8 protein-coding genes are annotated in these 11,973 nt (G+C 69.1%); 3 read left to right on the plus strand and 5 right to left on the minus strand.

Annotated features, from left to right (window positions below; all coding sequences use genetic code 11):
* Nucleotides 1–10 precede the first annotated feature (10 nt).
* Nucleotides 11–1,513 (plus strand): cyclic nucleotide-binding domain-containing protein, encoded by a 1,503-nt coding sequence (locus tag NR810_RS35965; protein ID WP_257459150.1) that lies wholly within the window; start codon nucleotides 11–13, stop codon nucleotides 1,511–1,513.
* A 19-nt stretch (nucleotides 1,514–1,532) separates the two neighbouring features.
* Here the strand turns inward: NR810_RS35965 and NR810_RS35970 are convergent, their stop codons facing one another.
* The 3 genes from NR810_RS35970 to NR810_RS35980 form a co-directional block, all read right to left on the minus strand.
* A complete protein-coding gene (locus tag NR810_RS35970) occupies nucleotides 1,533–2,693 on the minus strand; it encodes an ARPP-2 domain-containing protein (RefSeq protein ID WP_257459151.1) in 1,161 nt (386 codons plus the stop codon).
* Nucleotides 2,693–4,147 carry a hypothetical protein gene (locus NR810_RS35975; RefSeq protein ID WP_326522534.1) on the minus strand — a complete coding sequence of 485 codons (1,455 nt, stop codon included), beginning with the start codon at nucleotides 4,145–4,147 and terminating at the stop codon, nucleotides 2,693–2,695. Before NR810_RS35975 ends, NR810_RS35970 begins: the two co-directional genes overlap by 1 nt.
* Nucleotides 4,148–4,328: 181 nt before the next feature.
* Nucleotides 4,329–5,264 (minus strand): YihY/virulence factor BrkB family protein, encoded by a 936-nt coding sequence (locus NR810_RS35980; RefSeq protein WP_257459152.1) that lies wholly within the window; start codon nucleotides 5,262–5,264, stop codon nucleotides 4,329–4,331.
* Between the two features lie 222 nt (nucleotides 5,265–5,486).
* Between NR810_RS35980 and NR810_RS35985 the strand changes: the two genes are divergently transcribed.
* Entirely contained in the window at nucleotides 5,487–9,578 is a 4,092-nt protein-coding gene (locus tag NR810_RS35985; RefSeq protein ID WP_257459153.1) for a protein kinase domain-containing protein, read from the plus strand.
* A gap of 20 nt (nucleotides 9,579–9,598) precedes the next feature.
* Here NR810_RS35985 and NR810_RS35990 read toward each other — a convergent pair whose 3' ends face one another.
* Both NR810_RS35990 and NR810_RS35995 read right to left on the minus strand, forming a co-directional pair.
* Nucleotides 9,599–10,405, minus strand: a complete 807-nt coding sequence (locus NR810_RS35990; protein WP_257459154.1) for an MOSC domain-containing protein — start codon at nucleotides 10,403–10,405, stop codon at nucleotides 9,599–9,601.
* A gap of 16 nt (nucleotides 10,406–10,421) precedes the next feature.
* Entirely contained in the window at nucleotides 10,422–10,823 is a 402-nt protein-coding gene (locus tag NR810_RS35995) for a VOC family protein (protein ID WP_257459157.1), read from the minus strand.
* Nucleotides 10,824–11,230: 407 nt separating this feature from the next.
* On the opposite strand from NR810_RS35995, the gene NR810_RS36000 reads away from it, so the two are divergent.
* Nucleotides 11,231–11,968, plus strand: a complete 738-nt coding sequence (locus NR810_RS36000) for a phosphoadenylyl-sulfate reductase (RefSeq protein WP_257459159.1) — start codon at nucleotides 11,231–11,233, stop codon at nucleotides 11,966–11,968.
* Nucleotides 11,969–11,973: the final 5 nt, after the last annotated feature.

The raw sequence follows: 11,973 nt of genomic DNA on the forward strand, positions 1-11,973 counted from the left end.
ACGGGGGGACATGCCCCCCATCACGCATAGCGACGTCGTCGTTCCCAAGTCCATGTCCCCCGAGGAGCGATCGAGTCTCACCGACGCGCTCTACGAGGTGCACCGGCAGATCTTCGACGGGGTGGAGCGGGAGTCCTTCAGGAAGTACGTGATCGACTCGAAGGCCGATCACACGTGGATCCAACTCCACAAGAACGAGGCGGGGGAGACGGTCGGCTATTTCGCCCTGCACATCTTCGAGAAGCAGTTCGGCGGAGTGCCCACGGCGGTGTTTCGCGCGGAGGCGGGCTCGCTGCGTGCGTACCGGGGTGGCAACGCCAACGCGCGCTTCGGGTTGAAGATGGCGCTGAGCTACCTGCTCAAGCACCCGGGCCGGCGGGCGTTCTACCTGGGCTCGCTGGTGCACCCGTCCAGCTATTCGCTGTTCGCCAAGTACTTCGGCGAGGTGTGGCCCCGGCGCGAGCAGGAGACGCCGCCGGAGCTGCTGGGCTTCATGGACGAGCTGGCCACGGAGTTCGGTCTGGAGCGGGTGGACCCGGCCAATCCCCTGGTGCGCGAGGTGGGCTGGCGGACGCGCGAGACGGAGATGGAGCGCGAGTACTGGCTCCACTGTGACAAGCCTCCGGCGCGCTACTTCGTCGAGGCCAACCCGGGCTACGTCGAGGGACACGGGCTGGTGACGGTGGTGCCCATCACCGTGCCCAACCTGATGAACATGATCCGCTCCATGGGCCAGCGGAAGCTGCGCCAGCCCATCCAGGCGACGGCGGCCCTGGTGCAGAAGACGTCGATCGGGGCCCGCATGTTGCGCCCCGAGGTGCTGCGGCAGTTGCGCCGGGCGTCCCTCTTCTCGCACTTCGACGAGGTCACCCTGCGGGAGCTGGCCCGGCGCTCGGAGATCATCACGATCGCGGGGGGCAGGTACGTCTTCCACAGGGGAGATGCCAGCGACGAGATGTACCTGCTCGCCAGCGGCGCGGTCTACGTGCTGGCCGAGCGCGAGGAGCGCGAGAAGGTCGTGGACGAGCTCGGCAGCGGCTCGCTGTTCGGGGAGATCGCCATGCTCGCCGGGGAGCGCCGCTCGGCCTCCATCCGCACCGCCACCGCGTCCATGCTGGTGCGCATCCCCCGCTCGGCGCTGCTGCCGCTGATGGAGTCCAATGCCAACCTCCGGCAGGGCGTGTGGCTGCGGTTCGCCGAGCGCCGCTTCGATGACCTGGTGCGCGGGCTGGACCGCTACGGGCACCTCGGGCGCAAGGGGCGGCTGGCCTGGGTGCAGAGCGGCGTGCACCGCGACCTGAAGGCACAGGGGACGCTGGCCCTCGAGGCGGGCACCCACGTGTTCGTGCTGTCGGGCGTGCTGGAGGTCGAGCACGAGGGCCTCTGGACTGTCGCTCGTGGCTCGATGCTCATGGAGGTGACCCGGCCCATGACGGTGAGGGCGCAGGAGGCCACGCGGCTCATCCTGCTGTCGAAGGACTCGGCTCCGGAGCCGCTGCGGGTAGCGGGGTAGGGCGCGTCTACCGCCCGGGCTACCGGTGCCGCAGGGCCTCCCGGAGCACGGACTCCTTGAGGAGATAGCCGAAGCCGGCGTTGTTCAGGCGCACCACCAGGTCCTCCCGGGTGGTCTTCAGGCCGGCCGCCGCGCGCTCCAGGTTCCAATTGGCGCCCGCGAGCTGCTTGAGCAGATAGGCCCGCCGCGTCTGCGCCGCCGACAGGCGGTACGTCTTGAGGTACTCGAGCGTGCCGTCCGCTCGCACGATGAGCTCGCCGAGGTGGTTCTCCTCGGAGGGCACGAGGCTGGTGACGAAGCGCTCGAGGTGGAACGGCCCCGCCTCGTAGACGGTGCTCGTCACGACCTCCGTGCCGAAGAGGCCTCCAGCCATGAAGCCCTGGAAGTCCGCCCAGTCGCGCCGCATGCGTCCGACGGCGTTCCTCAGATCGGCCATCGAGGAGACCTGACGGTCATCGATGGAGAGCCACAGGTCGGCCGAGTTCGCGAGGAAGCCATACTGCAGCAGCAGCTCGCCGTAGAAGTCCTCCAGCAGGGCCCGGTGCAGCGCCCGGTAGTCCTCGGGGTGGGAGACGATGCAGGCGGACAGCAGCATGTCGGCCTTGAAGATGAGCACCCCCACCTGCTGCTCGTTGATCTCGAAGACGCGCAGGGCCTCGTCGAAGGCCGTGCTCGCCCAGCCGGGCACCGACGACTCGCCCCGGGGATCCAACCCGTGGGAGAGGGCCTCCTGCGAGTACTCGGTCCACGCCACCTCCGGTCCGCCGAAGTGCATGGCGAGGAAGCCCTCCATCGCCAGGTGCAGCGGCAGCAGCCGCAGCCGGTTCTTGTCCTCCCGGCGCGCCATGCGGTGCAGCACGCGGACGGTGAACGGACCGGCCTTCAGCACCTTGCCGTCGGGCTTGTGGAGCCGCGTCCCCGCGACCACCTCCGCCTGCTTGTTGTCCCACGACATCACCAGCCCGTGCGGCACGTAGGAGATGTACTTGAGCCCGGGCTCCATCAGCCCGCCCTTCAGCGAGACGACCGCGAGGTCATCGTCGTACGTCCTCCGGGCGAAGCGCAGGTCCCCCCGCACCTCGTCCCGCAGCACCGGCACCAGGCGGATGCTGCCCCACACCTGCGAGGGCGCCAGCCGCAGGCCCGTGGGCAGGAGGCGCCTCGTCTTGTCCCGGCTCATCACGCCTCCTCCTCGGCGGGAAGGGGCTTCCCGCGCTCGAGCAACCGCCGCACACGCGCCGCGAGGTAGTCCTCCAGCTCCGACAGCGGGGCCGCGCCCTCCGCGAAGCGCGCGAAGCCGAGCACCGTGGGCAGATCCTCCGCGTCCCGCACGCCCACCGTGGGCACGAGGGCTCCAATGCCTCGTGGAGCGTAGAGCTCCGAGGCGAACACGGGGTTGGCGTGGACGAGGGTCGTCCGGCGCCCCGGGTCCAGCTTCGTGCGGAAGACGCGGGTCACCTCGGCCACGGCGTTGGGCGGATCATTGTCGTAGCCATCGGACACGACGACCACCAGGTCCGGCATCCAGTCCAGGGCGTCGAGCAGCGGGGTGGCCAGGTCGGTCTGGCCCCGGGCCTCCACGAGCAATGGATCCTCGATGGGGTTCGTCCAGAAGGCGCGGAACTCGCGGGCCGAGGCGGACAGCAGGTAGTGCGCGGCGAGTGCCACCCCCAGCGGACGGCGGCGCTTTTCGGTGGAGCCGGATGCGGAGTAGCTGTTGTCCAGCACGGCGGCCACCCGGCCCAGCGGCACCGAGGCCCGGCGCAGCGTCCTCGCGGCGGACTGCTCCAGCGCGGCATGCAGCTCGGCACGCCGCTCCCGCCGCGTCTCCGGCTTCAGGGAGAGCACGTAGAGCGCCAGCTTCGTGAGCGCGGCCCGCCCGAGGTCGAGGGTGATGGTTCCCTCCTCGCGCGCCGCGGCACCCTGCAGGCGCAGCCGCTCGGCCACGGTGAGGCGCGGCTCGATGCGCTCGAGGAACACCCCCCGGGGGATGCCGTGCTTCACGGCCAGCCCCTCGGCGATGGTGAAGGGCAGCTCGAAGAGGGCGTCCTGAGCGAAGTGGGCCTGGCGGAACTTCTCCAGCAGCGGCGTCGTGTACACGCGCTTGCGCCAGCCCTGGAAGAGGAAGGGGTTCAGCTCACCCGAGAGCTTCAAGTGTCCGTGCGCCACCGTGGCCCGCAGCTTGGCGCGGTACTTCACCGCGTCGAAGCTCAGGTCCGGCCGCCCCTCCAGGTACTCGCGGGCGATGGCGCGTGCCCGGCGGTTGTTGATGCGCCGCTCGCGCAGCAGCTCCAGCACCCGGAAGGCCCGCTGCGGGGGCAGGGCCCGGAGCGCCGAGGCGATGAGCGCTCCCTCCTCGCGCCGGTCCTCGGGGGACGTCTGCTTCCCGGTGGCCAGCAGGTTGAGGATGATCTGCGCCTGGTTGAAGTGGTTGATGCCCGCGGCCAGCGTCCTCGCGTAGAGGCGGCGGTAGTTGCCCAGGATGTACTCGTGCAGGAAGTCGATGGCGACCGACTGGCCTCGCGCGTCGTTGTAGAACTCGCGCTGCCCCGTGCAGGAGAAGCACGCGTTCACGAACATCACCAGATCCTCGCGGGCAACCTGCTCGGCGCGCGCCAGCGCCAGGTCCTTCACGGCGGACTCCTTCGAACCTGTCCGGGGCTCGGGCGGAAGAAAGGAGCCGCTCGGGGAGAGAGGACACGACCAGCTAGTCAAGCTCCAAAGGCTCGGTTCGGAAGTCGCATCACAGTCCCGCGAGCGGCCCCATCACCCTACCATGACGGGCGCGCCGCTTCAGCCTGACACCCGGGCCGCATCAGGACGCCGGGCGCGGGGTCCGCGGGGACTCGCGCGGAGGGACCGGGAGCGTGCTCTCCCGGACCGGCCAGGGCTCTCCCGTGCGGCTGCCGTGGCGCCGGGCGTAGACCTGGGTGAACTCCGCTCCCAGGAAGAGGATCTGCGCCGAGTAGTAGACCCAGATGAGCACGACGGCCAGCGAGCCCGCCGCGCCGTAGCTCGAGGCGACGGTGCTCCGTCCCAGGTACAGGCCGATGCCGAACTTCCCCAGGCTGAAGAGCAGGGACGTCACGGCCGCGCCGAGCCACACATCCCGCCAGGCGATGTGCGTGTCGGGGAGCAGCTTGAACATCATCGCGAACAGCACGGTGATGACGGCGAAGGAGATGACCAGGTTGAGCCCCTGCCACATCAGCGTCCAGCCGGGAAACACGTGGTCGAACCAGGCGCCGATTCCCGCCAGCGCGGCGCTCACCACCAGCGAGACGAGCAGCAGGAAGCCAATCACCAGCACCATCGCGAACGACAGGAAGCGGCTGCGCAGGAAGTTCAGCACTCCGTTGCGTGGCGGAGGCTGGACGTGCCAGATGTGATTGAGCGCCTCCTGGAGCTGCACGAAGACACCCGTCGCGCCGAAGATCAGGGCGATCACTCCCAGGGCCGTCGCGAGGATTCCAGCGCTCGGCTTCCGGGCGCTGATCATCATCTGCCCGATGACCTCGGCGCCGCTATGTCCGACCAGCTCCTGGAGCTGCGCCTGGACCTGGCCCCGTGCCGCCTCCTCGCCGAAGACCATTCCGGCCACGCTGACGGCGATGACGAGCACCGGGGCGATCGAGAACATCGTGTAGTACGAGAGCGAGGCCGCGAACATGGGCGCCTTGTCCTCGTTCCACTCCGAGAAGGCCTGCTTCACCAGCTGGAAGGTGCCTCGGGCACGAAGCGCGACAGTCATGGTGGACAGTCCGTACAGCATGCGGCGTGCCAGCCCGCCAGGCGCTCGGTGAGGTCTCGACGAGAGGAAGGAGCAGCCCTGGTTCCCGGGACCACTCCCGGAAGGAGCGTAATTCTTTCAGTCCTTTTGATGACTCGTCGTTACCCAGGAGGGAGGGCTCACGCACGGCATGGGGGGCGACTGATGCAGGAGGAACAGATCCAGGAGAGGGTGCAAGGGGACTTGCCCCCGCCAGGGGCTCCCGTCTCCGAGGAGGTGGAGGATTTCGAGGACTCCTTCCTGCGCGAGGTGGCCCATGCGGATGCGTTGCTCCGAGTCCCCATGCCCGGGGCGCGGATGGGAGGCCGTGAGGGGCGCCGGTTCGAGATTCTCGAGGAGCTGGGAGGGGGCGCGATGGGGCGGGTCTTCCGGGCCCGGGACGTCGAGCTCGGGCGCGAGGTGGCCCTCAAGTTCCTGCTGCCCCGGAACGGGCGGGCCGGTCAGCTGCCAGGCTCCCGGCTGTGGGAGGAGGCTCGGGCCATCGCCCGGCTCGATCACGAGAACATCGTCCGGCTCTTCGATGTCTCCGAATGGAGCGGTGCGCCCTGGGAGCCCCGTGTCCCCTTCCTGGTGATGGAGTGCCTGGAGGGGGAGTCGCTGACCTCGGTGTTGCGGAGGGGCAGGCCGGGCCTCCGGCGGACGCTCGAGATCCTGAGCGCCGTGGCCGCGGGTCTGGCCCATGCCCACGCGCACCACATCGTCCACCGGGACCTCAAGCCGAGCAACGTCCTCCTCACCCGGGATGGAAGGGTGAAGCTGCTCGACTTCGGTCTGGCGCACCTCATGTCCAGGACGTCCCCGCTCGTGCCCCACCTGCCCACGGCCGGCACGCCCGCCTATATGGCCCCGGAGCAGTGGCGGGGAGGGACGCAGGACGCGCGGACGGACCTCTGGGCAGCGGGTATCCTGATGTACGAGATGCTCACGGGGGAGTTTCCCTATCCGTTCACCTCGCTTCAGGAGCTGCGGGAACGGGTGCTGTCTCCCGACCCGATGCCTTCCGTGCGCGAGCGCGCCCCGGAGCTCCCCGAGGAGGTGGAGCGGCTCGTGGCCGCTCTGCTGATCAAGGAGCCCTCGCGCCGCCTGGGCACCGCGTCCGAGCTGCGGACGAGGCTGCGCCAGTTGGAGGACTTGCTCGGACCCTGGCGCGAGACGCCGAAGCTCATGCCGCTCCAGCGGCGGCAGGTGACGCTGGTGTCCTGTACGCTCGTGAGCTGCTCCAGCGGCGAGGAGTGGCTCGATCCCGAGGACGCCAGCGAGCGGCACGCGGACTTCCACCGCCGCTGCGCGGACATCATCCAGCGGTATGAAGGTGCCATCGCCCTCTCCATCGGTGGAGAGGTGCTGGCCTGCTTCGGCTATCCCACGGTCCGGGAGGACGACTCGGAGCGCGCGGTCCGCGCGGGGCTCCAGCTGACCCGGTCCTTTGTGGAGGAAGCCCGGAACCCGGTGTCCCCCGGGCTCGCCGTGCGGGTGGGCATCCACACGGATGAGGTGGTGTTCGACGCGCTCTCCCTGAACGGACAGGGGAGGCTGCCCGCCATCCAGGGCGAGGCCCCGCGAGTGGCGGCCTCCCTGTCGCGGCGGGCGGAGGCGGGCACGGTGGTGCTCAGTGGCACCACGTGGAGGCTCGTGCGTGGCGCCTTCGAGTCCGAGCCGCTCGGACTTCCGTCCGAGGAGGCGTACCGCGTGCTGCGCGAGCGCGAGGTGGCCTCCCGGTTCGAGCGGGCGCTCGCGGTGGGGGGCCTCTCGCCGCTGGTGGGGCGCGAGCATGAGCTGGCGCGGCTGCGGGGCTTCTGGGCGCGGGCTCGCGATGGGGCCGGCGCCTGCCTCCTGCTGAGCGGGGAGGCCGGTATCGGCAAGTCCCGCCTCATCCAGGAGTTGTGGGAGCGGGTGTCTCCAGCATCGAACCACCGTCTGCGCGCCCAGTGCTGGTGGCAGTTCCGCAACAGTGCCTTCTCCCCGGTCATCGAACTGCTGCGGTGCTTCTTCCAGCTCGGACCGGATGAGCTCCAGCGGCGGGACATGCGTGAGGTGGAAGCGCGGTTGGTGGGGCTCGGCGTTCCCGCGGTGCTGTGGCGGGAGATCTCCGTGCTCCTCTCCGCTCCCTGTACCGGAGATGCCTCCTGCCTGCTGTCCCTGGAGAACCAGAAGGAGTGCAAGCGGATCGTGCTCGAGGCGCTGCGGCTCCTGTTCCTCCGGATGGCGGAAGAGCAGCCGGTGCTGCTCGTCGTCGAGGATCTCCACTGGGCCGACCCCTCCACGTTGGAGCTGCTCGGCCTGCTGAGCGAGCACGTCTCGAAGGCGAGGATCCTCCTCGTCCTCAGTGCTCGTCCCGAGTTCCAGCCGTCCTGGCCACCACCCCCCGGGTTCCATCGGATCGCGCTCGACCGGCTGCCGTCGGAGTCCACGGTGGCCCTGGTGCGGGGGCTCGCTCGTGGCAGGGAGCTTCCGCAGGAGACGGTCTCCCAGTTGGTAGCGAAGACGGACGGCATTCCCCTCTTCGTGGAGGAGATGACGCGCCTGGTGCTCGAGCGGGAGCCGGGCGATCACCTGCCCTCCATCCCCGTCACCCTGCACGAACTGCTGCTGTCCCGGCTGGATGCACTGCCGCCCCGGCAGAAGGCCCTGGCGCAGCTGTGCGCCGTGGTGGGGCGTGGCTTCAGTCACGCGCTCATCTCCCAGCTCCTCGCCCGGGACGAGACCCTGCTCCAGGAGGACCTCGCGGGACTCGTCTCGGCGGGGCTGCTGCAACGCTCCCGCGAGGAGCCCGGTGGAGACGAGTACCAGTTCCGCCACGCCCTCATCCAGGAGGCGGCCTACCAGTCACTGCCGCGCAGCTCGCGCAGGCAGCACCACCGGCGCGTGGCCCAGGCCCTGGTGGAGCGGTTCCAGGACATGGTGAATGCGCGGCCCGAGGTGCTCGCCCATCACTACACGGAGGCGGGCGAGTACGCGGTGGCCCTCCCTCATTGGGAACGGGCCGCGCAACTGGCCGTCACGCGCTCGGCGACCCTGGAAGCCCTCTCCCACACGCAGCAGGCGCTGGCGTTGCTGCGCCACCTTCCGGGTCGCCTCGCGCATCAGGCAGACGAGCTGCGTCTGTTGAACGGCCTCGGCATCCTGCTGATGGACATCAAGGGCTACGGTTCTCCCGAAGTGGAGCGGACCTATGCCCGGGTGCTGGAGTTGTTCCGCCAGATGGGGGATGCGGCTCCGCGGCTCGACATGCTCTGGATGGGCCTGGGCGCCTATTTCTCCATGACGGGACGGTTCGACAGGCTGCTCGAGCTTGCCGAGCAGTTGCTGTCGCTGGGCCGGCGCCGCGAGAGCCCGGAGTTGATTGCCCAGGGTTACCGGATGTTCTCGACCTTGTACTTCAATAAAGGGGAGTTCGACAGGGCCCTGGACTATCGCGAGCAGATGACGTGGCTCATGGGTTCGAGGAGTTCGCCGCACGGTGCCGTCGACGAGCGGCTCTGGTTCACCGAGCGGGTGGATGATCTGGTGGTCCAGTCCTTCATCTACGTTTTGCGCATGCAACCACATGAGGCCCAACGCCTCATGAACGAGCTGCTCGTGCTGGCCCATGGCTGGCCCGATCCCGTCAACAAGGCCTATGCGCTGATCTTCGCGACGGGAGTCCATCAGCTCCTCGGAGATGCCCGGAGCACCTTGCGCTTGAGCGAGGAGGGACTCGGTCTCGTCTCCGGCATCTGGGCTCAACCCCTGGTGGCGGGAGCCAGGTCGCAGCGAGGTTGGGCATTGACGCGCCTGGGGCGGATGACGGAGGGACTCGAGGACATGCGGAGCGGCATCGAGCAGATGAAGCAGCTGGGCGCCAGGTCCTTCATGCACTATTTCCTCGGACTGCTCGCGGACGTGTATCTGGAGTTGGGGCAGGTGAGGGAAGGGTTGTCCGAGGTGGAGGCGGGATTGCGGATTTCGGAGGAGACGGGGGCGCGCTTCTTCGAGGCCGAGCTTCACCGGATCCACGGGGAGCTGCTCCGCGCGGACGGGAGGGAAGCGGAGGCGAGGTGCTGCCTTCTCCAGGCCCTGGCCGTGGCCCGGCGGCAGCGGGCCACTCTTTTCGAGCTGCGGGCCACGTTGGCCCTGGCACGCCAGCGGGACAGGGGACACCCCGAGGTGGCGCTGCGGAGGCTGGCGCGCCTCCAGGGCCGGTTCGCGCCGGACCTCGACGTGAAGGAACTCCACGAGGCCCGGCTGCTGCTCGAACAACACCGGGAGGAGGGGCGGGAAGGAATCCCCGCGTGAGGGGTTCCCCTCCGCCCGGTCTACTCCAGGATCTCCACCGCGTCGCCCACGCTGATGACGCCGGGGCGCCGCACGATGACGTTCTGGCCGAACATCACCTTGTTCTTCGGGCCCACGCGCCGGTAGGTGGCGAGCGTGCGCAGCGGCTCCTGCTGGGGATCGGCCCGGGCCGTCTCCGGATCTATGGTGGTGAAGACGCAGCGGTCGCAGGGCTTCACCACGGCCAGCTCCACGGTGCCGATGCGCAGCCGCTTCCAGCCGTCCTCGGCGAAGGCGCCGCAGCCCTCCACCACGAGGTTGGGACGGAAGCGGGCCATCGGGATGGGGTGCTCCAGGCGCTGGTTGAGGTCGTCCAGCGAGGCCTGGGAGATGAGCAGCAGGGGAAAGGCATCCGCGAAGCCGACGCGATCCTCCGGGGCCGCGTACTCCGGATCCACCGGGCGGTCCATCCGCGCGTCCACGTGCACGAGCACCAGGGGCTGTCCGATGTACTCGGAGAGCCAGCGGTCCGCCTCGGGGGACACGCGGGCGGCGGAGCAGGTGTCGTCCCACACGGTGACGTCGAGGCGGGGCGCATCGGCTGGGGGCAGGGGGACCTGGAGCTCGGGCATGCCCGGCGCAGACAGCTGGAGCCCCGCTGGCCCGGGGACTGCGCGCAGGCGCACGAGCGCGGGAAACTCCCGCCCGGTGATGAAGGAGCCATCCGGGCGGACCGCCATCCACCGGCGGTCATGCTGGATTCCGAGCGGCTCCACGGTGGCGCGGGTCAGCGGCAGACCCGCGCACGACTTCAAGGGATAGATGGTGAGGGTCGTCAGGGTGGGCACGACTCCTTTATATGCCCTATTTCGACTGCACCAGGTTGTAACGGTTGCCGTGGAGATCCTTGAAGATCAGGTCGCGGCCCCAGGGCAGATCGCGGACCGGTCCTTCCACGGTGACGCCCGCGGCGGTGAGGGCGCGGTGGTCGGCCTCGATGTCGTCGCTGGCCAGGACGATCATCGCCTGACGGCCGATCTGCTCCGACGCCGTCCTGGCCTCCTCACCCTTGAACCAGGTGGAGGGATTGAGGAGGGTGAGCTCGAAGTCCGGCTGGCCGACAGGCGAGACGGTGATCCAGCGAGGCCCTTCCGGGCCCATCGGGCTGTCCGACTGCTTCTTGAAGCCGAGCTTGCCCGTGAAGAAGGCGAGCGCCTCGTCGTCGTCCTTCACGTATACGGTGACGTGGGTGACAGCTTGAATCATATGACCTCTGGAGTGGGTTGACGCCGAGGCTTCTATTCAGCCCGCGCCCCAGTGTCAAAGAACCGCGAAGGTCACCCCGGCGGGCTCTCCCCGGGTGGCATCCGCCATATTGGCGTAATGTCCATCTTGACGGATGACGCCCACCAGCGTTACTAAGGAACCACGATGACGCTCCACCTTTCGACAGTCACCGCACCCACAAAGTGTCGCTGCTGTCGGATGTGTACCGGCAGCCAGTCAGCGGGTGCCGAGTTCTCGAGGAGCCAGTGACTTCTTGAGCTGTCCCTGACTCGCGGCCCGCCCTCGGAAGAGGAGACGGGCCGCTTGTCTTTCAAATCCCTTCGTCCCGGCGCGTCCTCGCGAGAGGCGTCCGGTTCCTTTTTGCCTTCTTCGCCCCGGACCCGGCCATGTCCTCCACCCTCCAGTCATCCCACGGTGTCTCTCCGGAAGAGTTGCGTACCGCGTCGGAGGAGCTGCGCGACGCACCCGCCGAGGTGGTGCTGGCCTGGGTCGAGCGGCGGTTCGGCGCGCGCGCGGCCATCGCCTCCAGCTTTGGCGTGGAGGACATGGTCCTCATCGATCTGGCCCGCACGCACGCTCCGAGCGTGCGCCTGTTCACGCTGGATACCGGCCGGCTGCCTCCGGAGACGTACGAGGTGATGGACGTGGTGCGCCGCCGCTACGGGGTGGAGATCGAGACGTTCTTCCCGGCGCGCGAGCGCGTGGAGGCGCTGGAGTCCACCAAGGGGTACTTCTCCTTCAAGCAGAGCATCGAGGAGCGCAAGGAGTGCTGCGGCATCCGCAAGGTGGAGCCGCTGCGGCGCGCGCTCGCCGGGCGTGAGGCCTGGGTGACGGGGCTGCGCCGGGAGCAGTCGGTGACCCGCACCTCGGTGGAGAGCGTGGAGCTGGATGCCACGCACGGGCTCGTCAAGGTGAGCCCCCTGACGCGTTGGACCTCCCGTGAGGTGTGGGAGTACGTGAAGACACACGGCGTGCCCTACAACGCGCTGCACGATCGGGGCTATCCGTCCATCGGGTGCGCCCCCTGCACTCGCGCGGTGCGGCCCTACGAGGACGAGCGCGCCGGCCGCTGGTGGTGGGAGTCCCCCGAGAACCGCGAGTGCGGGTTGCATGTCCGCCGCTAGTCCGG

Source organism: Archangium lipolyticum, assembly GCF_024623785.1.
Lineage (GTDB): Bacteria > Myxococcota > Myxococcia > Myxococcales > Myxococcaceae > Archangium > Archangium lipolyticum.